The sequence below is a fragment of the Agrobacterium sp. B1(2019) genome, assembly GCF_008274755.1.
Lineage (GTDB): Bacteria > Pseudomonadota > Alphaproteobacteria > Rhizobiales > Rhizobiaceae > Agrobacterium > Agrobacterium salinitolerans.
The window spans coordinates 667,299-692,830 of the sequence record NZ_VTPB01000002.1 but is presented as its reverse complement, the minus strand read 5'-3'; the positions used below and the strand labels follow the sequence as shown (position 1 = coordinate 692,830).

General features: G+C 60.3%; 25 protein-coding genes. 11 read left to right on the top strand and 14 right to left on the bottom strand.

Annotated elements, in window-relative coordinates:
- The 3 genes from AGR1_RS17925 to AGR1_RS17915 all read right to left on the bottom strand — a co-directional run bounded on the left by AGR1_RS17925 (nucleotide 1) and on the right by AGR1_RS17915 (nucleotide 3,333).
- Complete coding sequence (locus AGR1_RS17925; protein WP_149147752.1) at nucleotides 1-1,602, bottom strand: carboxyl transferase domain-containing protein; 1,602 nt, start codon at nucleotides 1,600-1,602, stop codon at nucleotides 1-3.
- Between the two features lie 9 nt (nucleotides 1,603-1,611).
- Nucleotides 1,612-2,784, bottom strand: a complete 1,173-nt coding sequence (locus tag AGR1_RS17920; RefSeq protein WP_149147751.1) for an isovaleryl-CoA dehydrogenase — start codon at nucleotides 2,782-2,784, stop codon at nucleotides 1,612-1,614.
- Between the two features lie 75 nt (nucleotides 2,785-2,859).
- Nucleotides 2,860-3,333: an Lrp/AsnC family transcriptional regulator gene (locus tag AGR1_RS17915; protein ID WP_077985119.1), complete on the bottom strand. Its 474-nt coding sequence runs from the start codon at nucleotides 3,331-3,333 to the stop codon at nucleotides 2,860-2,862.
- Nucleotides 3,334-3,660: 327 nt separating this feature from the next.
- On the opposite strand from AGR1_RS17915, the gene AGR1_RS17905 reads away from it, so the two are divergent.
- The 5 genes from AGR1_RS17905 (at nucleotide 3,661) to gpmI (ending at nucleotide 10,096) form a co-directional block, all read left to right on the top strand.
- On the top strand, nucleotides 3,661-4,788 hold the full coding sequence (locus AGR1_RS17905) for an acyl-CoA dehydrogenase family protein (RefSeq protein ID WP_149147749.1): 1,128 nt from the start codon (nucleotides 3,661-3,663) through the stop codon (nucleotides 4,786-4,788).
- Nucleotides 4,789-4,832: 44 nt separating this feature from the next.
- A complete protein-coding gene (locus AGR1_RS17900; RefSeq protein WP_149147748.1) occupies nucleotides 4,833-6,071 on the top strand; it encodes a 3-methyl-2-oxobutanoate dehydrogenase (2-methylpropanoyl-transferring) subunit alpha in 1,239 nt (412 codons plus the stop codon).
- A gap of 3 nt (nucleotides 6,072-6,074) precedes the next feature.
- Nucleotides 6,075-7,088 (top strand): alpha-ketoacid dehydrogenase subunit beta, encoded by a 1,014-nt coding sequence (locus AGR1_RS17895; RefSeq protein WP_065118089.1) that lies wholly within the window; start codon nucleotides 6,075-6,077, stop codon nucleotides 7,086-7,088.
- A 2-nt stretch (nucleotides 7,089-7,090) separates the two neighbouring features.
- Nucleotides 7,091-8,365: a dihydrolipoamide acetyltransferase family protein gene (locus AGR1_RS17890; protein ID WP_080795511.1), complete on the top strand. Its 1,275-nt coding sequence runs from the start codon at nucleotides 7,091-7,093 to the stop codon at nucleotides 8,363-8,365.
- A 213-nt stretch (nucleotides 8,366-8,578) separates the two neighbouring features.
- Nucleotides 8,579-10,096 (top strand): 2,3-bisphosphoglycerate-independent phosphoglycerate mutase, encoded by a 1,518-nt coding sequence (gene gpmI, locus AGR1_RS17880; protein ID WP_080795516.1) that lies wholly within the window; start codon nucleotides 8,579-8,581, stop codon nucleotides 10,094-10,096.
- A 76-nt stretch (nucleotides 10,097-10,172) separates the two neighbouring features.
- On the opposite strand, the gene AGR1_RS17875 is transcribed toward gpmI, so the two are convergent.
- The 7 genes from AGR1_RS17875 to AGR1_RS17845 form a co-directional block, all read right to left on the bottom strand.
- The gene (locus AGR1_RS17875; RefSeq protein ID WP_149147747.1) at nucleotides 10,173-10,610 is read right to left on the bottom strand and encodes a YeeE/YedE family protein; all 438 of its coding nucleotides are present in this window, start codon (nucleotides 10,608-10,610) and stop codon (nucleotides 10,173-10,175) included.
- Nucleotides 10,607-11,014, bottom strand: a complete 408-nt coding sequence (locus AGR1_RS17870) for a YeeE/YedE family protein (RefSeq protein WP_121459752.1) — start codon at nucleotides 11,012-11,014, stop codon at nucleotides 10,607-10,609. The genes AGR1_RS17875 and AGR1_RS17870 overlap by 4 nt, the downstream gene beginning before the upstream one ends.
- Complete coding sequence (gene bigR, locus AGR1_RS17865) at nucleotides 11,011-11,367, bottom strand: sulfite-sensing transcriptional repressor BigR (protein WP_149147746.1); 357 nt, start codon at nucleotides 11,365-11,367, stop codon at nucleotides 11,011-11,013. Before bigR ends, AGR1_RS17870 begins: the two co-directional genes overlap by 4 nt.
- Nucleotides 11,361-12,656, bottom strand: a complete 1,296-nt coding sequence (gene blh, locus AGR1_RS17860; RefSeq protein WP_080795526.1) for a bifunctional sulfur transferase/dioxygenase Blh — start codon at nucleotides 12,654-12,656, stop codon at nucleotides 11,361-11,363. The genes bigR and blh overlap by 7 nt, the downstream gene beginning before the upstream one ends.
- 263 nt (nucleotides 12,657-12,919) lie before the next feature.
- Complete coding sequence (locus tag AGR1_RS17855; protein WP_149147745.1) at nucleotides 12,920-13,405, bottom strand: hypothetical protein; 486 nt, start codon at nucleotides 13,403-13,405, stop codon at nucleotides 12,920-12,922.
- Between the two features lie 13 nt (nucleotides 13,406-13,418).
- Nucleotides 13,419-14,210, bottom strand: a complete 792-nt coding sequence (locus AGR1_RS17850; RefSeq protein ID WP_149147744.1) for an SDR family oxidoreductase — start codon at nucleotides 14,208-14,210, stop codon at nucleotides 13,419-13,421.
- Nucleotides 14,211-14,236: 26 nt separating this feature from the next.
- Nucleotides 14,237-15,064 carry an alpha/beta hydrolase gene (locus tag AGR1_RS17845; RefSeq protein WP_149147743.1) on the bottom strand — a complete coding sequence of 276 codons (828 nt, stop codon included), beginning with the start codon at nucleotides 15,062-15,064 and terminating at the stop codon, nucleotides 14,237-14,239.
- A 128-nt stretch (nucleotides 15,065-15,192) separates the two neighbouring features.
- On the opposite strand from AGR1_RS17845, the gene AGR1_RS17840 reads away from it, so the two are divergent.
- Nucleotides 15,193-16,176 (top strand): GlxA family transcriptional regulator, encoded by a 984-nt coding sequence (locus AGR1_RS17840; RefSeq protein WP_080795541.1) that lies wholly within the window; start codon nucleotides 15,193-15,195, stop codon nucleotides 16,174-16,176.
- A 96-nt stretch (nucleotides 16,177-16,272) separates the two neighbouring features.
- On the top strand, nucleotides 16,273-17,004 hold the full coding sequence (locus tag AGR1_RS17835; protein ID WP_149147742.1) for a FadR/GntR family transcriptional regulator: 732 nt from the start codon (nucleotides 16,273-16,275) through the stop codon (nucleotides 17,002-17,004).
- Nucleotides 17,005-17,031: 27 nt separating this feature from the next.
- Here the strand turns inward: AGR1_RS17835 and AGR1_RS17830 are convergent, their stop codons facing one another.
- Nucleotides 17,032-17,667, bottom strand: coding sequence for a LysE family translocator (locus tag AGR1_RS17830; protein WP_149147741.1), 636 nt, complete (start codon nucleotides 17,665-17,667; stop codon nucleotides 17,032-17,034).
- A gap of 289 nt (nucleotides 17,668-17,956) precedes the next feature.
- Between AGR1_RS17830 and AGR1_RS17825 the strand changes: the two genes are divergently transcribed.
- Genes AGR1_RS17825 through AGR1_RS17810 form a run of 4 tightly spaced genes read left to right on the top strand, consistent with a single transcriptional unit; the run spans nucleotide 17,957 to nucleotide 21,465 of the window.
- Entirely contained in the window at nucleotides 17,957-18,979 is a 1,023-nt protein-coding gene (locus AGR1_RS17825; protein WP_080795552.1) for an ABC transporter permease, read from the top strand.
- Complete coding sequence (locus AGR1_RS17820) at nucleotides 18,979-19,866, top strand: ABC transporter permease (RefSeq protein ID WP_149147740.1); 888 nt, start codon at nucleotides 18,979-18,981, stop codon at nucleotides 19,864-19,866. Before AGR1_RS17825 ends, AGR1_RS17820 begins: the two co-directional genes overlap by 1 nt.
- Nucleotides 19,867-19,870: 4 nt before the next feature.
- A complete protein-coding gene (locus tag AGR1_RS17815; RefSeq protein WP_149147739.1) occupies nucleotides 19,871-20,707 on the top strand; it encodes an ABC transporter ATP-binding protein in 837 nt (278 codons plus the stop codon).
- Nucleotides 20,707-21,465: an ABC transporter ATP-binding protein gene (locus AGR1_RS17810; protein WP_149147738.1), complete on the top strand. Its 759-nt coding sequence runs from the start codon at nucleotides 20,707-20,709 to the stop codon at nucleotides 21,463-21,465. The genes AGR1_RS17815 and AGR1_RS17810 overlap by 1 nt, the downstream gene beginning before the upstream one ends.
- A gap of 234 nt (nucleotides 21,466-21,699) precedes the next feature.
- On the opposite strand, the gene AGR1_RS17805 is transcribed toward AGR1_RS17810, so the two are convergent.
- The 3 genes from AGR1_RS17805 to AGR1_RS17795 all read right to left on the bottom strand — a co-directional run bounded on the left by AGR1_RS17805 (nucleotide 21,700) and on the right by AGR1_RS17795 (nucleotide 25,164).
- Nucleotides 21,700-23,298 (bottom strand): ABC transporter substrate-binding protein, encoded by a 1,599-nt coding sequence (locus AGR1_RS17805; RefSeq protein ID WP_149147737.1) that lies wholly within the window; start codon nucleotides 23,296-23,298, stop codon nucleotides 21,700-21,702.
- 81 nt (nucleotides 23,299-23,379) lie between these two features.
- A complete protein-coding gene (locus tag AGR1_RS17800; protein ID WP_080795564.1) occupies nucleotides 23,380-24,009 on the bottom strand; it encodes an SGNH/GDSL hydrolase family protein in 630 nt (209 codons plus the stop codon).
- A 6-nt stretch (nucleotides 24,010-24,015) separates the two neighbouring features.
- A complete protein-coding gene (locus tag AGR1_RS17795) occupies nucleotides 24,016-25,164 on the bottom strand; it encodes a mandelate racemase family protein (protein ID WP_080795566.1) in 1,149 nt (382 codons plus the stop codon).
- Between the last annotated feature and the right edge of the window lie 368 nt (nucleotides 25,165-25,532).

The window sequence follows — 25,532 nt, the reverse complement described above, 5'->3', positions numbered from 1 at the left end:
TCACATCCTGAATATGCCGAAACGGGTGGGTTCTATCGGCGCATTGAGCGCGGCGGAAAGTCCAAGGCCGAGCACGAGGCGGGTATCCTTCGGGTCGATGATGCCATCATCCCAAAGCCTGGCGCTGGCATAATAGGGGTGGCCTTCCCGCTCGTATTTCTCACGGATCGGCTGTTTGAACGCCTCTTCGCCTTCCTTTGACCAGTGGCGGCCATCGGCCTCGATACCGTCGCGGCGGATTTGCGCCAGAACGGACGCCGCCTGTTCGCCGCCCATCACCGAAATGCGGGCATTGGGCCACATCCACAGGAAGCGCGGTGAATAAGCGCGGCCGCACATGCCGTAATTGCCGGCCCCAAAGGAGCCGCCGATGATGACGGTAAATTTCGGCACTTTGGCTGAAGCAACGGCGGTGACGAGCTTGGCGCCATCCTTGGCGATGCCGCCCGCCTCATAGGCCTTGCCGACCATGAAGCCCGTGATGTTTTGCAGGAAAACCAGCGGGATACCGCGCTGGCAGCAGAGTTCGATGAAATGCGCGCCCTTCAGCGCCGATTCCGAAAACAGAATGCCGTTATTGGCGACGATGCCAACCGGATAACCGTGGATGTGGGCGAAACCGCAGACCAGCGTGGTGCCGTAAAGCGCCTTGAACTCATCGAATTCCGAACCGTCTACCAGACGGGCGATGATCTCGCGCACCTCGAATGGTTTGCGCGTATCGGCGGGAACGACGCCATAAAGCTCCTCAGTCGGATAAAGCGGCTCCGCCGGCGCGCGAATATCCAGTTCCACCTGTTTGCGACGGTTGAGGGTTGAGACGATCCGCCGGGTCAGCGCCAGCGCGTGCCGGTCGTCGCGTGCATAATGATCGGTGACGCCGGATTGGCGGGAGTGCACATCCGCGCCGCCCAGCTCTTCCGCACTCACCACCTCGCCGGTCGCGGCCTTCACCAGCGGCGGGCCGCCAAGAAAGATCGTGCCCTGATTTTTGACGATGACGGACTGGTCGCTCATGGCGGGCACATAGGCTCCGCCCGCCGTACAGCTGCCCATCACCACGGCGATCTGCGCGATGCCTTCCGCCGACATATTGGCCTGATTGTAAAAGATGCGGCCGAAATGATCGCGGTCGGGAAACACCTCGTCTTGGTTGGGCAGGTTCGCGCCGCCGGAATCCACCAGATAGATGCAGGGCAGGCGGTTCTCCGTGGCGATTTCCTGCGCGCGCAGGTGTTTCTTCACCGTCAGCGGATAATAGGTGCCGCCTTTCACCGTCGCATCATTGGCGACGATCACACATTCACGGCCAGAGACCCGACCAATGCCGGTGACGATGCCGGCGGCGGGAATCGGCTCGTCATAGACCTCGTAAGCAGCAAATTGTGAGAATTCGAGAAACGGGCTGCCGGGATCGAGAAGGGCTTCTATCCGGTCGCGCGCCAGCAATTTTCCGCGGGAAAGATGCCGTTCGCGAGCCTTGTCGCCGCCGCCTCTGGAGATTTTTTCGACGTGCTGCCGCAGGTCATCCACCAGACCTGACATGAAATCGACATTGGCAGCGAAGGTGGGATCGCGGTTCAGGCTGGATGTAAGCTTCATCGCGTGTCCTCACCCGTTGCCCTTGACCAGTTCGCGGCCGATCAGCATCCGGCGGATTTCGCTGGTGCCGGCACCGATCTCATAAAGCTTGGCGTCGCGCAGCAGCCGTCCGGCCGGGCTTTCATTGACATAACCGGAGCCGCCGAGAAGCTGGATCGCATCCAGCGCCACCTGCGTCGCCCGTTCGGCGGCAAAGAGGATTGCGCCAGCGGCGTCCTGCCTTGTGATGCGGCCATTGTCGCAGGCCCGCGCCACGGCATAGACGTAAGCGCGCGACGCATTCATGGCCGAATAAATATCGGCAAGCTTGCCCTGCACCAGCTGGAATTCGCCGATGGGTTTGCCGAATTGCTTGCGCTCGCGGGCATAGGGCAGCACCAGGTCGATGGCCGCCTGCATGATGCCAACCGGGCCGGCAGCCAGTACGGCGCGCTCGTAATCCAGCCCGCTCATCAGCACCGTCACGCCGTCATTGAGGCGACCAAGGATGTTTTCCTCCGGCACCTCGCAATCCTCGAATATCAGTTCTGACGTAGGCGAGCCGCGCATGCCGAGCTTGTCCAGTTTCTGGGCCGGGCGAAAGCCCTTGAAGCCTTTTTCGATCAGAAAGGCCGTGATGCCGCGAGGGCCGGCGGACATATCCGTCTTGGCGTAGACCACCAGCGTATCGGCCTCGTGGCCGTTGGTGATCCACATTTTCGCACCGTTCAGCAAATAGTGATCACCTTTGCGTTCGGCCTTCAGCCGCATCGAGACGACATCCGAACCGGCTTCCGTCTCGCTCATGGCGAGTGAACCGACGTGCTCGCCGGAGACCAACTTCGGCAGATATCTGTGCTTCTGCTCTTGCGTTCCCCAGCGGTGAATCTGGTTGATGCAGAGGTTGGAATGGGCGCCATAGGAGAGGCCGATGGAAGCGGAAGCCCGGCTTATCTCCTCCATCGCCACGCAATGGGCGAGATAGCCCATGTCGGCACCGCCGAATTCTTCCGAAACGGTGATGCCGTGCAGGCCAAGCTCGCCCATTTGTGGCCAGAGCTGACGCGGGAAACGGTCGTCCCTGTCGATCTCCGCCGCCAGCGGGGCAATTTTATCATCTGCGAATGCACTTGCGCTGTCGCGCAATGCTGCGATTTCCGGGCCGAGATCGGCATCGAAAATGGCGGCGAGGTTCAAACTCATCGCGTCTCCTCCTCCGGACGGCAGACCGTCCCTTTTGTCAGCGGCCGGCACCTCCTCTGCGCCGGCAGCCCTTTATTACGGCGCGTCACCCCCGGTGAAGGCAGCGGAACGGCGCACGAATGTCTTGATGGCAAAGTTGGACTGGATGCGCGACACGCCGGGAACCGTGGTCAGGAAATCCAGTAGCTCCTGATAATGCGGCAAATCCCGCACCATGGCGTGGATCAGGTAATCCGAACTGCCGCTGGTCTGATAACCGCCCACCACTTCCGGAATGGAAGCGACGTGGTGTTCGAAGGTGGTCAACGCTTCCTTGATCTGCCGCTCCAGCGTGACGGAGATGAAAACACCCATATTGCCGAGCAACCGGTTCTCATCGAACACGGCAGTATAACCGCGAATAATGCCTTCCTCTTCCAGCTTACGAACCCGCCGAAGCGTCGGCGTGAAGGAGAGACCGATGCGGGCGGCAAGATCCCGCCAGCTGACCCGCCCGTCATCGCCGAGAACATGCAGAATCTTCTGGTCGAAACTGTCGAGCTCAATCATGGATCATTTGCTCTATGATATGACTATTTATTGGATCAAAGATATCGCCAATCAAAAAACTGTCAATCAAAATAGCTTTGAAATGAATTCGAGATAGTGATAGCGTTCACATCAGTCGCGGTCTGGAGGAGATTTGCGGCGGGCCGGTTCCTCACGTCAGGGCTGGCCAAGGGAGGTGAATTTGGCTGTGCATGACCCTGTCGTGATCGACGGGGCCGCCCGTGCTTTCATGGGCAGGCCTCAGAACCAATTCCAGTTTGCGACGTTGCCAGCATCAGTCGACGTCGACGCGTCTCATGCGCTTCTTCTTTTTGGGGAGAGGCCGCGATGATGCTCACCGAATCCCAGCAACAGATCAGAGATATGGCTCGCGACTTCGCCCGCGAGCGGCTTGCCCCTGGAGCCGCTTCGCGTGACCGGGAAAGCCGTTTTCCCAAAGACGAATTGAATGCGATGGGCGAGCTCGGTTTCCTCGGCATGCTGGTCTCCGAAGAGTATGGCGGGGCGGAGACCGGCGCCGTTGCTTACGCGCTGGCACTGGAAGAAATCGCTGCCGGGGATGGTGCCTGTTCCACCATCATGAGCGTCCATAATTCTGTGGGATGTGTGCCTATTCTAAAATTCGGGACCGAAGGCCAGAAGCAGCGCTTCCTGCCGAAACTGGCCTCCGGCGAATGGATCGGCGGTTTCGCGCTGACCGAACCGCAGGCTGGCTCCGATGCGTCAAATCTCAAGACCAAAGCGCGGCGCGATGGTGATCGCTATATTCTTGATGGCGCTAAGCAATTCATCACATCAGGCAAAAATGGCGATGTCGTCATCGTTTTTGCCGTCACCGACGCGGCGGCGGGCAAGAAGGGCATCACCGCCTTCATTGTACCGACGGACACGCCGGGTTACGAGGTTATTCGGGTCGAGGAAAAGCTCGGCCTGCATTCGTCCGATACCTGCCAGATCGCCTTTACCGATATGGCGGTCCCAGTCGAATTGCGGCTGGGCGAAGAGGGGCAGGGGTATCGCATCGCGCTTGCCAATCTGGAAGGCGGGCGCATCGGCATCGCCGCGCAGGCCGTCGGCATGGCGCAGGCGGCCTTCGAGGCGGCGCGGGATTATGCCCGTGAGCGCAAGGCCTTCGGTCAGGCAATCATCGAACATCAGGCGGTCGCATTCCGCCTCGCGGATATGGCGACGCGCATTCAAGCGGCGCGGCAGCTGGTGCTGCATGCGGCGGTGCTGAAGGAAGCGGGTGAGCCTTGCCTTTCTGAAGCTTCGATGGCGAAGCTCTTCGCTTCCGAAATGGCCGAGCGCGTCTGCTCGGACGCTATCCAGATTCACGGCGGTTACGGCTACATGGCGGATTATCCGGTGGAGCGGATCTATCGCGATGTGCGCATCTGCCAGATTTACGAGGGGACCAGCGATGTCCAGCGAATGGTGATCGCGCGGAACCTTTAAGCGTTGTTTCGCGGTCTGGAGGAGACCGCGACGGGAGGAGTAGAATGGATATAACCGAAACGCCACGTCTCAGCCTGCATGTTCCCGAACCTGCGGTGCGGCCCGGCGGGGAGCCGGATTTCTCCAATGTGAAAATACCCAAGGCCGGTTCCGTGCCGCGCCCGGAGGTTGACGCCGCGCCGGAAAGCATGCGCGATCTTGCCTATTCGATCATCCGTGTCCTCAATCATCAGGGCGAAGCCGTAGGCCCCTGGGCCGGGCTGCTTTCGGATGAGGAATTGCTGGTGGGCCTGAAGAATATGATGCGGCTTCGGGCTTTCGATGCGCGCATGCTGATGGCGCAACGGCAGGGTAAAACCTCCTTTTACATGCAGCATCTGGGCGAAGAGGCGGTGAGCTGCGCTTTCCGCAAGGCGCTCTCCAAAGGCGACATGAATTTCCCGACCTACCGGCAGGCCGGGCTGTTGATCGCCGACGACTATCCGCTCGTCACCATGATGAACCAGATCTATTCCAACGAACTGGATCCGCTGCATGGGCGGCAGTTGCCGGTGCTTTATTCCTCGAAGGAGCATGGTTTCTTCACCGTCTCCGGCAATCTCGCCACGCAATATGTGCAGGCGGTCGGTTGGGCGATGGCGTCGGCCATCAAGGGCGATACGAAGATCGCCGCAGCATGGATCGGTGACGGTTCGACGGCGGAGTCGGATTTTCACTCGGCGATGGTCTTTGCCTCCACCTACAAGGCGCCGGTGGTTCTTAATATCGTCAATAACCAATGGGCGATTTCCACCTTTCAGGGCATCGCGCGCGGCGGCTCGGGAACCTTTGCGGCACGCGGCCTAGGATTCGGCATTCCCGCACTGCGGGTCGACGGCAATGATTATCTCGCCGTTTATGCCGTGGCGCGCTGGGCGGTGGAACGGGCGCGCCGCAATCTCGGCCCGACGCTCATTGAATACGTCACCTATCGTGTCGGCGCCCATTCCACTTCCGACGATCCGAGCGCTTACCGCCCCAAGACGGAGTCCGAGGCATGGCCGCTGGGCGATCCGGTTCTGAGGCTCAAAAAACATCTCATCCTGCGCGGCGTCTGGTCGGAGGAACGGCACCGGCAGGCGGAGGCGGAAATCGCCGATGAGGTGCTTGAAGCGCAACGCGAGGCGGAAAGCCACGGCACGCTGCATGAAGGCAAAAAACCGCCGAAAAAGGATATTTTCGAAGGCGTCTACGCCGAGATGCCGCCGCATCTTGTCCGGCAGCGCCAGAAGGCAGGGTGGTGAGACATGGCAAGAATGACGATGATCGAAGCCGTCCGCAGCGCCATGGATGTGTCCATGGAGCGCAGCGACGATGTCGTGGTGTTCGGCGAGGATGTGGGCTATTTCGGTGGGGTCTTCCGCGCCACGCAGGGGCTGCAGGGAAAATACGGCAAGACCCGCTGTTTCGATGCGCCGATCAGTGAATCCGGCATTGTCGGCACGGCCATCGGCATGGCTGCTTATGGGTTGCGGCCCTGTGTCGAAATCCAGTTCGCCGATTACATGTATCCCGCCTATGACCAGATCACCCAGGAGGCAGCGCGTATCCGTTATCGCTCCAATGGTGATTTCACCTGCCCCATCGTACTCAGAATGCCGACCGGCGGCGGTATTTTTGGTGGGCAGACGCATAGTCAGAGCCCGGAAGCGCTTTTCACCCATGTCTGCGGGCTGAAGGTGGTGGTTCCTTCCAATCCCTATGACGCCAAGGGGCTGCTGATCGCTTCCATCGAAGACCCCGACCCGGTTATGTTTCTGGAGCCCAAGCGGCTTTATAACGGTCCCTTTGATGGCCATCACGACCGGCCGGTGACGCCGTGGTCCAAACACGAGATGGGGGAGGTGCCGGAAGGGCACTACACCATTCCCATCGGCAAGGCGGAGATACGCCGACCCGGAAACGCTGTCACCGTCATCGCTTATGGCACCATGGTGCATGTGGCGCTGGCGGCGGCGGAAGAGACTGGCGTGGATGCCGAGATCATCGATCTTCGCAGCCTGCTGCCGCTCGATCTCGATACAATCGTCAAGTCTGTCTCCAAGACAGGCCGTTGCGTCATGGTGCATGAGGCAACGCTGACTTCGGGTTTCGGAGCCGAAGTCGTGTCTCTGGTGCAGGAACATTGTTTTTATCACCTCGAGGCTCCCGTCGTCCGCGTCGCGGGCTGGGATACGCCTTACCCCCATGCGCAGGAATGGGACTATTTTCCGGGGCCGGCCCGCGTCGGGCGCGCCCTTGTCGACGTCATGGAGGCCTGATTATGGCGGAATTTGTTATCACGATGCCCGATGTCGGTGAAGGTGTTGCGGAAGCCGAACTGGTGGAATGGAACGTCAAACCGGGCGATCTCGTCCATGAGGACATGGTGCTGGCCGCGGTGATGACCGACAAGGCGACGGTGGAAATCCCATCCCCGGTGGCGGGCGTCGTCACCTGGCTCGCCGTGACGGTTGGAAATACCGTGCCGGTAAAGGCGCCGCTGCTGCGCATCGAAACCGATGTCGCCGTCGCCGCTCCCAATGGCAGCGCGCCGGAAGCGGAAGCGCCCACCCAGATGACGGAAGCGCCTGTCGACATGACGGACACGCCGCCACCTGTTGAAACCCAGCCTGCGGCGCGAGAGGCCGAGGAGGCGCCGCCGGCGCCCGCCGCCGAACCGCATCATAAACCATTGGCGTCTCCCGCCGTTCGCCAGCGCGCCGACGATCTCGATATCGATCTCACCAAGGTCAAGGGAACGGGGCCCGACGGGCACATCACCCATGCCGATCTCGACGGGTTTTTAACCGTGCGGGGACGGCCGGACCGCCCCGAGCCGATAGCGCCCCACGATAGCGCTGTCGAAGAGGTGAAGGTAACCGGGCTCAGGCGCAAGATTGCCGAGAAGATGGTGCTTTCCGCCTCCCGCATTCCCCATATCACCTATGTCGAAGAAGTCGACGTGACCGATCTGGAAGATTTGCGCGCGACCATGAACGGCAATCGCCGTTCCGGGCAACCGAAACTGACGATCCTGCCGTTTCTGATGCGCGCGCTGGTGAAAGCCGTTGCCGATCACCCCGGCATGAATGCCACTTTCGATGACGAAAAAGGGGTCGTCAGCCACTACGAGGCGGTTCATATCGGCATCGCCACGCAGACGCCGTCGGGCCTCACCGTTCCGGTCGTGCGCCACACGGAAACGCTCGGTCTTTGGGAATGCGCGGACGAAGTCGCACGCGTCGCCGAAGCCGCCCGCACCGGCACGGCCCATCGGGAAGAATTGATGGGCTCCACCATCACCATCAGTTCGCTGGGAGCCTTGGGCGGTGTGGTCTCGACACCCATCATCAATCACCCGGAGGTGGCGATTATCGGCGTCAACAAGATCGTGACGCGCCCGGTGTGGGATGGGACGCGCTTCGTGCCACGCAAGATGATGAACCTCTCATCGAGCTTCGATCACCGGGTTGTCGATGGCTGGGATGCGGCGATATTCATCCAGGCCGTGAAGGCGCTTATGGAAAAACCGGCGCTGATCTTTATCGACGGCTGAAGATTCATTCGTAATAAGCTTTTCTTCCATGAGGCGCTCCGGCTTCATGGAACTGTTTCGGTGTCGGTATAGGCTTGCGTTCGTTATCTTCGGGTATAGAAGAGAAGAACGAGAAGCATGTTTTCTCATCATGATCACATTGGCGGACGAGGGCGCTCCGGTGCCCGGCGGTCCGCTCTCCGCCGGCAACCGAATGAAGAAGAAGGTCCTCCCATGCGCACTCCCAAACCCGTTGTCCTGACTATTCTCGATGGCTGGGGGCTGAACGAGGACACATCCAGCAATGCGCCGGTGCTGGCGAATACGCCCACCATGGACCGGCTTTTCGCAACCTGCCCAAATGCGAGGCTTACCACCTTCGGCCCGAATGTCGGCCTGCCCACCGGGCAGATGGGAAATTCGGAAGTTGGCCACACCAATATCGGCGCCGGCCGCATCGTTGCCATGGATCTCGGCCAGATCGATCTGGCGATCGAGGATGGCAGCTTTTTCCGCAATGCGGCGATGCTTGATTTCGCCGCCACCGTGAAGGCCGCGGAGGGTGTGGCGCATCTGATGTGCGTCGTTTCCGATGGCGGCGTCCATGGCCATATTCTCCACGGTCAGGCGGCGGTGAGGCTGATGATCAGCCACGGCCTGAAAGTGGTGGTACATGCCATCACCGACGGCCGCGATGTCGCGCCGCAATCGGCTGAAGAATTTGTGGCGGCGCTGGTGGCGAGCCTGCCGCAGGGGGCAAGCATCGGCACGGTGATCGGCCGCTATTATGCGATGGATCGCGACAACCGCTGGGAGCGCGTCGAGAAAGCCTATGACGCCATGGTTCTGGCGAAAGGCGAACACGCGCGGGATGCGGTAAGCGCCGTTGCCCAGAGCTATAGGAACAATGTCACCGACGAATTCATCCTGCCGACGGTGATCGACGGCTATGAGGGCTTCAAGGCCGGCGACGGCCTGTTCTGCCTGAATTTCCGGGCCGACCGTGCCCGTGAAATTCTGCTCGCCATAGGGGCGGACGATTTCGATGGTTTTTCGCGCGAAAAGCCTGTGCTTTCAGCGCTGTTGGGCATGGTGGAATATTCCACTCGCCATAATGAATTCATGACGACGGCTTATCCGAAGCGCGATATCGTCAATACGCTGGGCGCCTGGGTGGCAAAGCAGGGGCTGACGCAGTTTCGTCTCGCCGAAACGGAAAAATATCCGCATGTCACCTTCTTCCTGAATGGCGGCAAGGAAGAGCCGGAAGTCGGCGAAGACCGCTTCATGCCGAAATCCCCGAAGGTCGCGACCTACGATCTGCAGCCGGAGATGAGCGCGCCGGAGGTGACGGAAAAATTCGTCGAGGCGATAGGCAAGGGTTACGATCTGATCGTCACCAATTACGCCAACCCCGATATGGTGGGTCATACCGGCGATCTGCAGGCCGCAATCAAGGCCTGTGAAGCCGTGGATCGTGGGCTTGGTGCGGTCGTTGCCGCCCTCGAAAAAGTGGGTGGCGCGATGCTTGTCATTGCGGACCACGGCAATTGCGAAACCATGGTCGACCCCGTGACCGGCGGCCCGCATACGGCCCACACCACCAATCCGGTGCCGGTGATCCTTTTCGGCGGCCCGGAAGGTGCGAAGCTGCATGACGGCATTCTCGCCGATGTCGCGCCCACTCTGCTGCAACTGATGAATGTGCCGCTGCCGCCGGAAATGACGGGCAAAAGCCTGATCGACCTCTAATAATCACACGCCGTCGCGCGGGAGCTTTCCAGCCTCGCGCGACGGCCGGTTTCCCCGCGCCGAACGAGCCTTGCCTTCATGGCTGCTTTGCGTAGAGGCGGTCGTGGATCAGCATGCCGGCAATCATGGCGCCGACGAAAAGAACAACCGGCATCAGCCCAAGGGCGAGAGCCGATATTGCCGGGCCGGGACAGAAACCGGCAAGCCCCCAACCGATGCCGAAAATGGCCGAGCCTGTTATGAGCGGCCGGTCGATGCGGTTTTTTGCGGGAAGGCTGAAATCCTCAGCGAGAACCGGTTTGGCGAGACGCCGGCTAAGCAGCACACCCGGCACGGCGACCATCACTGCACCGCCGAGAACGAATGCCAGGCTCGGATCCCAATGGCCGCTCGCCACGTCGAGAAAGCCGGAAACGCGGGCCGGATCAACCATGCCTGAAAGCGAGAGGCCAAAGCCGAACAGGGCTCCGGCGGCCAATGCCAGGAAAACACTTGCCACGGCTGGATTTTTCAAGACAGGGCTCCAGTTATCGTCGCGGCACAGATGCCGGTGATCAGGAAGGTGGCGGTCGCGGCGATGGAGCGCCGGGAAAATCGCGCCAGCCCCATGATGCCATGGCCGGACGTGCAGCCAGAGCCCATGCGCGTGCCAAAACCCACCAGCAGGCCGGCAATGAGGGTGAGCGGCCATGGTGAAACAATGGTGATGGCCGGCAGCCGGCCGAACGCTACGGCATAGATATAAGGTCCGGCCAGCAAGCCGGCGACGAAGGCGAGATCGGCAAGACGCCGCTCCCTGCCGAGCATTTTGCCCATGATCCCGCTGATGCCGGCAATACGGCCGTTGAAAAGAAACAGCAGAATGCAGGCAAGACCGAGCAGCATGCCGCCAAAAAGAGAGGACCAATAGGGGCTCACGGGGTCTGCTCCTCTGGCGCGCAGAATATGGTGTAAAGGGCCTCGATCAGTTGCGCTGCTTTCGCTTCGCTCAGTTGGTAAAAAATCTGCTTGGCGTCGCGCCGGGTTTCGACCACGCCGGCTTCCCGCAGCACGCCCAGCTGCTGGGAGAGCGTCGGCTGGCGAATATCCAGCTTTGCCTCCAGCTCACCGACGGAAAACTCCCCCTGCGCCAGCGTGCAGGCGAGCATCAGCCGCGCCGGGTGGGCAAGCGTTTTAAGAAGCAGCGCGACCTCGACAGCCCGCTCTTGCATGGCGGGGAGGGGAATTTCAGCATTGTGCCGGGGCTTTTCCAGCGTGGTTTCCTTTACCATGTGCTGCCCTCCAGCGTGTCGAGCGGGAATTTCAGATAACGCTTGCCATTCGCCTCCGGCTCTGGCAGGCGGCCGCCGCGAATATTGACCTGCAGGGCGTGGAGAATGAGCTTCGGCATCGGCAATGTGCGATCCCGCGCTTGCCTGAGACGGATGAAATCCTCCTCGGTCACGCCGGCAAGATGCGGATTGCTGCGTTTCTGTTCGCCGACCGTGCTTTCCCATTTAGGCGTGCGGCCGCCGGGCTGATAATCGTGGCCGGTGAAAAGCCGTGTTTCGTCGGGAAGGGCGAGAATGGCCTGAATGGACGCCCAGAGTTCGCTGGCGCTGCCGCCGGGGAAATCGGCGCGCGCGGTGCCGGAATCGGGCATGAAAAGCGTATCGTGCACGAAGGCGGCATTACCTACCACATAGGTAACGGAGGCCAGCGTGTGGCCGGGCGAAAACAGCACGCGCGCTTCCAGTGAGCCGATATTGAACCTGTCGCCCGCCTCGAACAGCCGGTCCCATTGCGAGCCGTCGGTTTCTAGATCCGGCCAGTTGTATTTTTCCTGCCAGAGCTTTTGGACGCCGGTGACTTTCGCGCCGATAGCTGTCTGCGCACCGGTCTTCTGCTTGAGATAATGGGCAGCGGAAAAATGGTCGGCATGCGGATGGGTATCGAGAATCCATTCCACCGTCAGACCCTGGTTATCCACATAGTCCAGAATGGCGTCGGCATTCATCGTTCCGGTTGCGCCGGATTTCTCATCGAAATCATAGACCGGGTCGATAATGGCGCAGCGCTTGGTCGAGGGATCGGACACGACATATTGCACGCTCCATGTGCGCGGATCGAAGAATGCCTTGACGTGCGGAACCGCCGCTGCGCGCCGTTCCAGCCAGCGGGTGGCGCCGGAAAGGTCAAAGCCGTGCGCCTTGCCGAAAGCCTCGATATCCTCTCTTTCGATGCGCCCATCCAGAGCTTCCCCGAGAACGTGAAGCGTGAGCGCGCGGGCGCCGCCCTTGCAATGGGCAAAAACGGGGCCTTCCGCTTCCGTCATTTTCTGCTGGAAGGCGCGGATATCGGCTTCGGTGATGGTGGGGCCGCTGACCGGGATGAAACCATAATCCATGCCCGCGGCGCTGGCGGCGCTTTTTTCCTGGGAATTGCCCGGCTGTCCGGGCTCTTCACCATCAGGCCGGGTATTGACGATGCTTTTATAACCTTGGGCGGCGAGCAATGGGAAATCGTCGATCATCGGCTGGCCCGCAACTGTCAGACGCTCGTTGATCTTCACGGCATTCATCGGCATCTCCTGTTACTATAACTTAATATATATTATTATATAATGTATATTGTGTGTTTGCAAGGCCGCAAAATGGCTTCGTTCCGGATATTTCCTGCTGCATTGTTCAGGAAAGGTTCGGAAGGAAATCCTAGAGATGGGATTTCTTCGTTTTGTGACGGCTGGACGGAGATTGCCTGTCTTCTGTATGTGAAAAATGCCTTGCGGCCTGAATATGGAGGCACAAGGCATTTTCGTGGAAGCCGGTTCGAGTTCGGGCTCGCTTAGACGGCGCGCCTGCGGCGTGTCGCCTTCCAGCCGAGACAGATGGCTGCAACAAGCAGAACCGTCTGGGCGACGACGAAGGGCGGCTCATTGCCGTTCGGCGCCAGGTTGTTGAGTGTTTCGACCTTGAGAAATGCCTGAACGATCAACACGAACATGTTGAGGTAAAGGCTGATCGTGGCGGTGATCGTATAAATGATGCGCGCCCTGCCATTCAGACCATATCCATAAAGCGCAACCAGCGCGATTGCCAGAACGAGCGTCGAGATGATGCCGACGCCGAGTGCCGGCGTGAAATTTCCGATAGGAAACAGGAAGCCGGTAAGCGTGGTGGCAAGCGTGGTGACGAGAAAAATCGCCGTCATGCGGGGCATCCATCGCCCCGCCGCATAAGCGGGCAGGGCGATCAGTCCGGCGGCGATGCCGATGAAGCTTAAGCCCACATGCAATGCCGTGAATTGGGGAATGGTCAGTCCGAGGATCATGATACGTCTCCCTCTATTCGGTTTTGGCTGCACGATACCGGCGGGCGGCAAGTGCATGCGACAGATTGGGCCTTAACGCCGCGCGCGCTGCAAGGAAATTTTCAAGATCAGCCGTATCCGGCAGGGAAGGAATGGTCAGCGTCTCACCAAGGTCGAGACCGGCAAGGGCCGCATCCACCATTTCGTAAACGTCCATGACCATGGCGGCCGGAATGGCGTCGAGCCGTTCCTCTTCCCAGATCGCCGTGCGGGTGATGCCCGGCAGGACGGCCTGAACCCGCACACCGGAGGGTGAAAGCTGCGCCTGCAGCGCTTCGGTGAAGGCAAGCACGAAGGCCTTGGTGGCCGGGTAGACGGCGGTGAATGCCGCCGGCATCAGCGCCGTGACCGAAGTGATGTTGATGATCGTGCCCTTGCCATCGTCGGCAAGGCGCGGCGCGATGGCCGCCGCAAGCCGGGTGACGGCAAGAATGTTGAGGTTGATCATCGTCGTGACATAGGCCGGGTCCAGCGCCGTGATTGCGCCTTCCCCGGCAATGCCGGCATTGTTGACGAGGCCGGTAATCCGCCGGTCGTCGCGCAGCCGCTCTTCCACCTTTTCGAGGTCTTCCGCCTTGGAAAGATCGGCGGGGAGAACCTCGACTGCGATGTGATGATCCTTTTCCAGCCGTGCGGCCAATGCTTTCAGCTTTTCGGCACGCCGCGCCACGAGGATGAGGTCATGGCCGCGTTTTGCCAGACGTTCGGCATAGACCGCACCGATGCCGTCAGATGCGCCGGTGATGAGAAATGTACTGTGTGTCATGTCCGTGTCTCCTGTGTCTGGCGGTTTCAGCCCTTGATGAAGGCGAGAAGGTCGGCGTTGAACCGGTCCTGATGGGTCTGCGTCAGGCCATGGTCGGCGCCCTCGTAGATTTTGAGGATCGCATGTTTGACTATTCTGACCGTGGAGAGCGCCGACGCGCCGACCGGCACGATCTGGTCGTCATCGCCGTGCAAAACCAGCGTCGGCTTGTCGAAAGCCTTCAGGTCCTGATGGAAATCGCTTTCCGAAAAGGCGCGAATGCTGTCGAGCTGACCTTTCAGGCCGCCCATCATGCCCTGCCGCCAGAATTCGTCGCGGATGCCTTCGGATATCACGGCGCCTTCGCGATTGTAGCCGTAGAAGGGAATGGTCAGGTCCTTGAAAAACTGGCTGCGATTGTCATAGGTGCCCTTGCGGATGCCGTCGAAAACATCGATCGGCAGGCCGATGGCGTTGCTTTCCGTCTTCAGCATCAGCGGCGGCACTGCGCCGATGAGGGCGATTTTCGCAACCCGGGCCGTGCCGTGGCGGCCGATATAGCGCGTCACCTCGCCGCCGCCGGTGGAATGGCCGACCAGAATGATGTCGTGAAGATCGAGCTGTTCGATCAGCTCGGCCAGGTCGTCGGCATATTGATCCATGGTATTGTTATGCCAGACCTGATCGGAGCGGCCGTGGCTGCGGCGGTCATGGGCGATGGTGCGGAAACCGTGATTGGCGAAGAACACCATCTGCGCATCCCAGGCATCGGCGCTGAGCGGCCAGCCATGGGAGAAGATGATGGGTTGCCCGTCTTTCGGGCCCCAGTCCTTGTAGAAGATATGCGTTCCGTCTCTGGTGGTGATCGTTGTCATGGCTTTCTCTCCTGTTGCAGGGAGCTTGCTTGCGTCCCGTGGGAATAGAGATACTCTGGAGATAGCCGGGACTGGATTGGCGCTTCTGACAGAAAACGAGCCGAAACTGACAAAACGGGGTGTGGGTCATGGCAGGTGTAACAGGAAGCGCGCTGGAAGTGGGGCTGGTCCTCTATAGGGACTGTCAGATCGCCATGGTGCATGGGATCACCGATCTTTTTGCCATCGCATCGGTATTTTCTCAGGATCGCGGCGGGCCGAAATTGCGGGTCAGTCACTGGAGTATGGGGGAGGGCGGTGAATTCTCGCGCTGTCAGGATACCGATCCAGGGCCGGGGCATCCCGATATCTTTATCGTACCCGGGAGGCTGACCGGGCCAGCCGAAATCGAGGAGGCCGAGCCTTATGCCCGCTGGCTGCTGGATCGCCACGCGCAGGGGGCGACGCTTGCCGCCAGTTGCGGCGGCTCCTTCATGATTGCGGCAACGGGCCTCCTGTCCGGCCGCCCGGCCACCACCCACTGGTTGTTTGCCGAGCGTTTCCGCGAGCGTTTTCCCGATATCCGGCTGGAGATAGACAAGATCGTCATTGAGGATGGCGATATCATCACGGCTGGCGGGCTGATGGCGTGGACCGATCTTGGCCTGCGCATCGTCGACCGGTTGCTCGGACCTTCGGTGATGATCGAGACCGGCAAGTTCCTGCTGATCGATCCCTCGGGGCGTGAACAGCGCCATTATAGCAGCTTCGCCCCGCGGCTGACGCATGGCGACGAGCCGATCCTGAAGGTGCAGCACTGGCTGCAGGCCCGCGCCGGGCGGGCGACGAGCGTTACCGACATGGCCGGCCATGCCGGGCTGGAAGAGCGGACCTTCCTGCGCCGCTTCAAGGCGGCGACCGGCATGAAGCCCATCGAATATGTTCAGCATCTGCGTGTCGGCAAGGCGCGGGAATTGCTGGAATTCACCCGCCGTTCTGTCGATCAGATCGCCTGGTCGGTGGGTTATGAGGACGCCGCCGCCTTTCGCCGGGTGTTCCACCGCATTCTCGGCCTCTCACCGGGGGAATATAGAAGCCGCTTTTCCAGCAGTTCGGCCATGGCTGCGGCGTGAGGGCGGCCAACCGTCCCGGCGGTGCGGAGGCGCGGCCCTTGCAATGTGGCGGGTGTTTGCTAACATGCCAGACAAGTTTAAAACAGGTGGGCCGGAATGGACGTTGAGAGCAGCACGAAGCAAGGGGTATCGCTCGCGGCGAAAATCAGTTCGGCATTGCGGCGGGATTTGTCCGAAGGCGTTTTTCGCCCCGGCGACCGTCTTCCGAGCGAAAGCGAACTCACGCGGGAATATTCGGTGAGCCGCACAGTAGTACGCGAAGCCATCGCCATTCTGCGCGCCGATGGCCTCGTTGAAGCCCGCAAGGGCGCGGGCGTTTTTGCCGTCGAAGTAAAACCGGCCAAGGAGCTGCCTTTCAACGATCTGGCCGTGGGACGGATTTCCTCGGTGATCGAATTGCTGGAATTGCGCACCGTTTTCGAGGTCGAATCCGCCGGGCTTGCGGCATCGCGCCGTTCCGCCGTGCAGGTGGAGGCGATTGTGGATGCGCACCGGCGCATCGGCGACTGTCTCGCTGCCGGTCTACCGACGCGGGACGCTGATTTCGAGTTCCACCTGGCCATTGCGCAGGCGACGCAGAACAGGCGGTTTCCCGAGTTTCTTCAGCTCATTCGCTCCGGCATCATTCCTCGCGGCGAATTGCAGGGTGCTGCGCCTGGATCGCGTCCGAAGGATTATAACCTGCATCTCCAGGAGGAGCATGCGAGGATCGTCGACGCCATCATCGAAGGTGATGCCGATGCCGCCCGCCAATATATGGCGGCGCATCTGCGCGGCAGTCTTGAGCGCTATAAGGTGCTTCTGCGCTCCCGCACTGCCGCTGAGTGATCCAAAAACTGCTTATAGGTCAATGGGTTAAACGGTAGCCCGCCGATAAAAGGCTAGCGAGGCGGCGAGCGTCAGAAGCGCGCCGCCGCAAATCCGGTCGAGCCACAGGGCTCCGGATTTCCGCAGCAGCCGGACGGCCTGCGAGCCGAGCAGGGCATATCCGAACATCACGATGAAATCGATGGCGGCGAAGATCAGCGCAAGCGCCGCATATTGCTGAATCTGCGGTGCAGCGGGATCAATGAATTGCGGCAGGAAAGCGGAAAAGAACAGATATCCCTTGGGGTTGGTGACCGCCACGAGAAAACTCTTGAGGAAGATCGAATTTGCGGAAGCAGCCCCGTTGGCCTCTGCGGATTGAAGGGCGCCATCGAGCATGCCTCTTGAGCGCAAAAGCATGATGCCGAGGAAGGCTAGATAGCAGACGCCCACCCATTTGACGACATCGAACCAGAATTCGGAAGCGGCGAGCAACGCCCCCAATCCTAGGGCTACTGCGCCGATCAGGGCAAAATCCGAGAGAACAGCGCCAGCCATGCCGATCATGGCGCGGCGTACTCCGAATCTTGAACCATTTGTAAGCGCGAGCAAAACGGTAGGGCCGGGCGTGGCAATGCCGATAAAAGCGACCACGGCAAATGCCAGAAGTGTCACGTCAACCATATTTCTCCCCCTGAAGGCGCGGGTGTCATCGGCATCATCGCCGGGACAGGTGTCCGCGCATTCCGCGAGTTGGGAGAATACAGGCTTTTGCTGGTGCCACAATGCATGTGCTTTTCCCAAAGCAAAACGAAAGCCCGACGGCTTCGGCGCGCCTTCCGATTCCTGGGCGATACGGATTTCGCCGGTACTCGCTTGACAGCCTCCAACACCTGTGACAACTTGTGAATAGTTGTCAGACAGGATTACGCTTTGGTCGCTCGCGCAATCGATCTCTGGCAAGGGAGGAATCATGTCAAAAAGACGCCTTTCGCTTTATGGCCTTTCCGGCCAGATCGGAAGTATTGCGGTTACGCTGCTTGGATTGCTGCTGCTGACCTTTTTTATCGGCCGCCTGATGCCCGCCGATCCCGTGCGGGCGATTGTGGGCGAGGACGCGACGCGCGAAACCTATGAACAGGTCTATCATGCGCTCGGTTTCGACCGTCCGCTCTGGCAGCAGTTCATCTATTATCTCGGTGATGTCTTCACCGGTGATTTCGGAACCTCGATCCGCACGGGCCAGCCCGTCATCCAGGATATCATCCGGGTCATGCCGGCGACGATGGAGCTTGCGACCTTCGCGATCCTGATCGGCGCGGGCCTTGGCATTCCCATGGGCGTTTATGCCGCGGTCAATAAAGACCGCTGGCAGGATCATCTGGTACGCGTGCTCAGCCTCTTCGGCCATTCGATGCCGATTTTCTGGACCGGCATGATCGCGCTGATCGTTTTTTACGCCCATCTCGGCCTTGTCGGCGGCGGTGGTCGTATGGACCAGTTTTATATCGGTCTGGTGGAGGAGCGCACGGGCTTTCTGTTGATCGACAGCCTGCTTGCGGGCGATATGGAAGTGTTCTGGTCGGCCATCAACCACCTCATCCTTCCCGCCGCGCTGCTCGGTTATTCCTCCTCTGCCTATATCACCCGCATGACGCGCAGCTTCATGCTGGACCAGCTGGGCCAGGAATATGTGACGACCGCCCGCGTCAAAGGCCTGTCGCAACGCCAGACGGTGTGGCTGCACGCCTTTGGGAATATTCGCGTGCAGCTCGTCACCATTATCGCCCTTGCTTACGGTTCGCTGCTGGAAGGGGCGGTTCTCATCGAGACCGTCTTCGCCTGGCCGGGATTCGGCCAATATCTCACTAGCAATCTTATCATCGGTGACATGAATGCCGTGATGACCTGCGTGCTTATCGTCGGTGTCATCTTCATCGGGCTCAATCTCATATCCGACATTCTCTACCGCTTTTTCGATCCGAGGACCCGCTGATGACGGCCCGCGCAGAAACTTCCTTCCGCCTTCCGGCGCCCTTGAACGCGCTGAAGAACATCGTCGTTTTCCTGCTGAAAAGCCCGACATCGGCCTTCGGTCTGGCCGTCCTGCTGGTGCTCGTCATCGCCGCGATTTTCGCGCCCTGGCTAGCGACGCATGACCCTTACGCGCAGGATCTCGCCAACACGCTGCAGGCGCCGGGTAATGGCCACGTCTTCGGCACGGACGAGTTGGGACGCGATATCTACAGCCGTCTTCTCTGGGGCGCGCGCATCACGCTCACCATCATCTCGCTGGTGTCGATCATCGTCGGTCCCGTCGGCCTTCTGGTCGGCACGGCTTCCGGATATCTGGGCGGCAAGTTCGATACGGTGATGATGCGTATCACGGATATCTTCCTGTCCTTCCCGAGCCTCATCCTGTCGCTCGCCTTCGTCGCAGCCCTTGGGCCAAGCCTCAACAATGCGATCATCGCGATCGCGCTCACCTCCTGGCCGCCGATTGCGCGCCTTGCCCGCGCCGAGGCCATGACCTTCCGCAAGGCGGATTACATTGCCGCCGCAAGGCTTCAGGGCGCCTCGCCGCTGCGCATCATCGTCAAGTCGATCATGCCCATGTGCCTGCCTTCGGTCCTCATCCGCCTGACGCTGAATATGGCGACGGTCATCCTCACCGCCGCCGGCCTCGGCTTCCTCGGTCTCGGCGCGCAGCCGCCGTTGCCGGAGTGGGGAGCGATGATCGCGACCGGTCGCCGCTACATGCTCGACAGCTGGTGGCTCGTCACCTTCCCCGGCGTTGCGATCCTTTCCGTCAGCCTTGCCTTCAACCTGCTGGGTGATGGCCTGCGGGATGCGCTCGATCCGAAGCAAATGAACCGGAGATAGGGCCATGGAAAAACCAATCCTCGATGTCGAAAATCTCCGCATTCGCTATGGCGGTTCGCCCACCGAGGCCGTGCGCGGCATCTCCTTCACTCTTGGCCGGGAACGGCTTGGTATTGTCGGCGAAAGCGGCTCGGGTAAATCCACCGTCGGCAGGGCGCTGCTGCGGCTCCTGCCATCGGCGACAATAACCGCCGACAGGCTGGATTTCGACGGTCTCGATCTTCTGTCTCTGAGTGAAAAGGAGATGCTGAAGGTTCGCGGACGGCGCATGTCGATGATCCTCCAGGATCCGAAATTTTCCCTCAATCCCATCCGCCGTGTCGGCGATCAGGTAACGGAAACCTATCTGCGCCACTTCAAGGCTTCGAAATCGGAAGCCCGGGAAAAGGCGCTGGCCATGCTGGAGGCGGTGAAAATCCGCGACACCGCCCGCGTCTACGAGCAATATCCGCATGAAATCTCCGGCGGCATGGGCCAGCGTGTGATGATCGCCATGATGCTGCTTGCCGATCCCGATCTTGTCATTGCCGATGAGCCCACCTCGGCGCTTGACGTAACGGTGCGGTTGCAGGTGCTGAATATTCTCGACGGTCTGGTGCGGGATCGCGGCATCGGCCTCATCATGATCAGCCACGATCTCAATCTTGTGCGCAATTTCTGCGACCGGGTCCTCATCATGTATGCAGGCCGGGTAGTGGAAACACTCGCCGCACGCGATCTCGATCAGGCGAAGCACCCCTATACGCGCGGCCTTCTGGCGGCGCAGCCGCGCATTGGCGGCGCGCGTGCGCCGCTTGCGGTGCTCGACCGCCGCCCCGAATGTCTGGAGGAGAACGTATAATGGCCGTTTCAGTCGAAACCCGCGATCTTTCCATCACCTTCGGCAGCGGCCCTACTGCGCTGAAAGTGCTGCCTTCCGTATCCTTCCGCGTCGAGCCGGGCGAATGTTTCGGGCTGGTCGGCGAAAGCGGTTCGGGCAAATCCACCGTCCTTCGCTGCGTGTCGATGCTCAACGATTTCTGGACCGGCGACATCCTCATCGATGGCAGGTCGGTGCGCGATCTGCCGTTGATCGAGCGGTGCCGCATGCTGCAGATGGTGTTTCAGGACCCGTATGGGTCGCTGCATCCGCGCCAGTCAGTGCGCACCGTGCTTTCGGAATCGCTAGCCATCCACAAGCTCGGCGACCGCGAAGAGCGCATGCGCAAGGCCATCACGGATGTAGGCCTGCCCGTAGCCTTTCTGGATCGTTTCCCGCACCAGCTTTCCGGCGGCCAGCGGCAGCGCGTGGCGATCGCCCGGGCGCTGATCCTTGAACCGTCATTGCTTCTGCTAGACGAGCCGACGTCTGCGCTCGATGTCTCGGTGCAGGCGGAAATCCTCAACCTCCTCCAGCGCCTGCGGGAAGAGCGCGGCTTTACCTATATCATGGTGACCCACGATCTCGCCGTCGTCGATCACATGTGCGACCGCTTCGCGGTGATGCTGCGCGGCGAAATCACCGAAATCCTGCCGCGTAGGGCCATCGCCGGCAATGGCGCGACGCATCCCTATGCCCGCGAACTGATCGGCGCCTCGCTGGAATATGAAGGCGCGTGACGGCTCCCAGAACGTGACCGTCCTCCTCCGGGCGTCACGGATAATAATATCCTCTTTCCTTGCCCGGCTTCACTGCCGGGCATTTTTTTGGAGTGATGCCGGGTGTAGGGTGGAAAAAGAAGTGGCGCGGGTTTAGCCGCGCCTCAGGGATTGCAGACGACATTCTACTACCATATTGGCTTCCCTCCGCCTTCATCCTCGGGTCAATCCCGAGGATGAAGGCGGAGGGATGCATCACCGCTCCTTGCTCACCTCTTCAAACCGCGAAAGCCAGGGGCTGACGATCATGCCCTTGACGTCGCTGCGGAAGGCGGCGGTGTCGATGACCTCGGAGAAGGGCTGAATGGACATGACGATTTCGTCCATGTAACCCTGCAGGTCCTCGTAAAGCTTTGTCTGTTTCGCCACATCGCGCTCGACCAGCGCTTCCTCAATCATCTTGTTCAGCTTCTCATCGAAGAAACTGGTGCGCCAGCTCTGGTAATTGGTGAGCTTCGCGTCATCGGCATTGTTGGGATTATAGGCGATGGAGCGCAGATTATTGTCCGGATGCGGCTGCTGGCCGCCGCCGCCGCGACCGAGCAGCAGTTCGAAATTTCGCTCGCGCATCGCGCCGTAAATCTGATCGCCGGAGCCGCTGATCAGTTCGGCCTGAATGCCAGCCTGGGCCAGCGTGTTCTGGATCGCCGTTGCCGCTTTCATAAAGGGGTCTTCCGAAAGCACGCGCAGCGTCGTCTTGAAACCGTTCGGATAACCGCCTTCGGCCAGAAGCGCCTTGGCTTTTTCGATGTCGAGCTTGTAGCCCTGATCCGGAAGCGCACCCATCACACCGGTGCTGAGGGAGCGCTGATGCAGCTTGCCGTAATAGGGCATGACCGCCTTGTCGAGGCCGGCGTAATCGATCAGGTAACGCAGGGCCTCGCGCACCTTCTTGTTCGCAAATTTCTCATCCTTCATCGAAACGCTGAGGTAATAAAAACCGGAGCCGGGCGTGGATTCGATGGTGATAGCCTTGTCGGCCTCAAGCGATTTCAGATCCGGGGCCTGCAAGGAGTAGGCAACGTCGATATCGCCTTTTTCCAGCATCAACCGCTGCGATTGCGATTCCGGCAGATGGCGCATCAGGATGCGCTTCATGCTGGCCTTCTTCCCCCAATAATCATCGTTGCGGGTGAGGATGATATATTCGTTGGATTTCCATTGCGTCAGCTTGAACGGGCCGGAACCGGCGGAATTCAGTGTCAGCCAAGCACCGCCGAGATCGCCGTCCTTTTCATTCTCAAGAGCCGTCTTGCTGTCGATGATCGAGCCTGGGCCGTTCTGCGCTAGGATCATCAAGAGAAGATTGGGATCATCCGGTTTTGGAATGTTCAGCACGAAGGTCTGGTCGTTTTCGGCGACGAAGAGCTTGTCGGCCTCTTCCAGCTTGAAACCGCGGGTTTTCAGGAAGGACGACTGCGCCAGATTGCGGGCGAGCAGCCGCTTCAGGCTCCAGGCCACGTCTTTTGCCGTCACCGCATTGCCGGAGGCGAATTTCGCATCGCCGCGCAGATGGAAACGGATGGATTTGCGGTCTTCGGCAATTTCCCAGCGTTCGGCAAGGCGTGGCTGGACGCTGCGGTCTTTCGGGGAAAGCACGACCAGCGTGTCATAGACATTGTTCAGCACCTGCACGGTCTCGCGGCCGGTAATGGCGGCGGGATCGAGGGTCAGTATGTTGCTCATGGTCGTGGCGACGATGAGCTGGTCTTTCGGCGTTTCGGCGAAAACACTGAGCGGCATCGCGCCGATCAGCAAGGCGCCAAGCGCTGCGGTTGCAAGAAAATGTTTCATCTTTCCTCCCAATACGGCCGGTTCATACGGCCTTTCCACGTTTTGATCCACGCGCCTGGTTCCTCCACAGGTGTCGCTTGATCAGCCAAGAATCTCTCTAACCGGAGCTGCGAGCGCCCGGCCGATTGCGGCCGTTGCCGGCGCATCCAGATGCACGCCATCCACCGGTGAGGCGCTGGCGACCGATCTGGCATCGAAGAAGGCGTGCCCCAGTTCGGCGGCGAGTTTGCGGTAAAGCGGTGCAAGTCGCAGCGATTGCGCGATATCCCGTCCGCCCGCCGGCTCTTCGCCCGGACCTGCAACGCAGGGCGGTGGGGCGACGATCAGCAGTTTTGGCACGGCCTCGCGCGGTTTGTAGATGAAGGTCTCGACGATCTGCGCCAGTCGCCGCATACCGGAAACCGCCGCTTCCGCCCGTCCGCCATGCACCGGTTTGATGTCGTTGGTGCCGAGCATGATGATGACGAGATCGAGCGGCATATGGCAGGAAAGCGCGACTTCAAGCGCCCGCGCGCCATTGCGGCAGGCGGGGCCGGTATGATCGTCATAACAGGTGGTGCGCCCGCCAAGGCCCTCGGGGTAAACCTTCGCCTTTCCCGCGAGCTCTGCTTCCAGTACCTCCGGCCAGCGGTGTTCGGCCGGGTGCCTCAGACCCGTTGCCGGGTCCGCGCCCCAAGTGAGGCTGTCTCCGAAGGCGAGCACCGTTTTCATCGCCCGTTACCTCACCCGGTTGTTGTCGATGAAGGTAAAATCGATGTCCTCGCCAAGGCCCGGCCGATCAGGGACATGCACGAAGCCGTCGCGGTCCATCGGGTCGGACAGCGACTTCAGATAATCGTGGCCGTCATCATATTCGAGGAAGGGATGCAACAGGCCGCGCTCATACCAGCGGCAATTCTTGGTGGCGGCGACAACATGCAGGTTCATGGCTGTGTTGCCATGCACTTCGCATTCCATGCCGAAGGCTTCAGCCAGATGCATGGTCTTCAGCGCCGGGGTTATACCGCCGACATCGTTGACGCCGGTGCGCAGAATATCGCAGGCACCGGCCTTGATCCATTCGGCGCGATGCCAATGCTTGCCGGCCGCACTTTCCGGGCCGACGACCGGAATATCGAGATTGTCGGAAAGCCATTTGTAGGAGGACAGCGATTGCTCATCCATAGGCTCCTCGATCCAGTCGAAGCCGAGTTTTTCGAGGCCACGGCCCAGCGCCAGCGCGTCGGTGCGGGAATACCAGTGGAAGGCGTCGATCATCAGGCGAATATCGGGGCCGACCGCCTCACGCACGGCCGCGCAGGCCTTGAGGTCCATCTTCACATCCGGCGCCCAGCTGACTGGCGGCATCCAGGTGTGTAGCTTGATGCCCTTATAGCCACGCTTTACCAGCGTTTCGGCAAAACGGCCGTAATCTTCCGGCGTCGCCAGCCCGCCTTCCAGCTCGTCTCCGCACATGATGGACCCATAAGCGAGCACCTTGTCGCGATAGCTGCCGATCAACTTGTATACAGGTTGATTGAGCGAGCGGCCGGCAAGGTCCCACAGCGCGCAATCCACCACCGCCAGCGTGCGGTCGGTCAGCTGTGCGGCCGAACCGCGCTGCCAGTGGGCAAGGTCCTGCCACAGCCGTTCCCGGTCGCGATGATCCTCGCCGATCAGGACTTTCTTGACGAATTTTTCAATGACATGGGGGCGAACGATCTCCGGCGCGGTGAAGGAATGACCTTCCTGACCATCTTCCGTGCGGATGGTCAGCAGGGCCTGTTCCACCTGATGCGCCGGACCCGGATGTGCGTGACCGGCACTGTCCGAGTGCCGACGGGTCGTCGTGCGAAAAACCCGGACCTCGACGTCGGTGATGATCATAATTCCTCCCTCATGCCGATATGGCAGCGTTTGCGGTTGCTGCAATGTCATACATGTATGCGTTATTTGTCAACATGTATGATAATTTGTATTACATGTTGGTGCAAAAAATCAAGGCCATGTGCGCACGCTGTTTCACAGGTCATCGGCGAAACTTGGCTCATGAGGGAGGTTTTGCGTCTTGGTGGAAGAAAATCTGGCGGGGCGTATGAGCGCGGGCTGTGCCGAATGGCAGCTACCTCGGCTTGGATGATCTTTCGCGCCGGGTGATGGCGTGCGCATTCTCGGTTGAGATGGTGCGGAAGCCTCCGGCCGGCCTGTCGCCTTCGCGTTCCTTGAGGGTCAAGGCGTGAAGCCATCCCGCAACT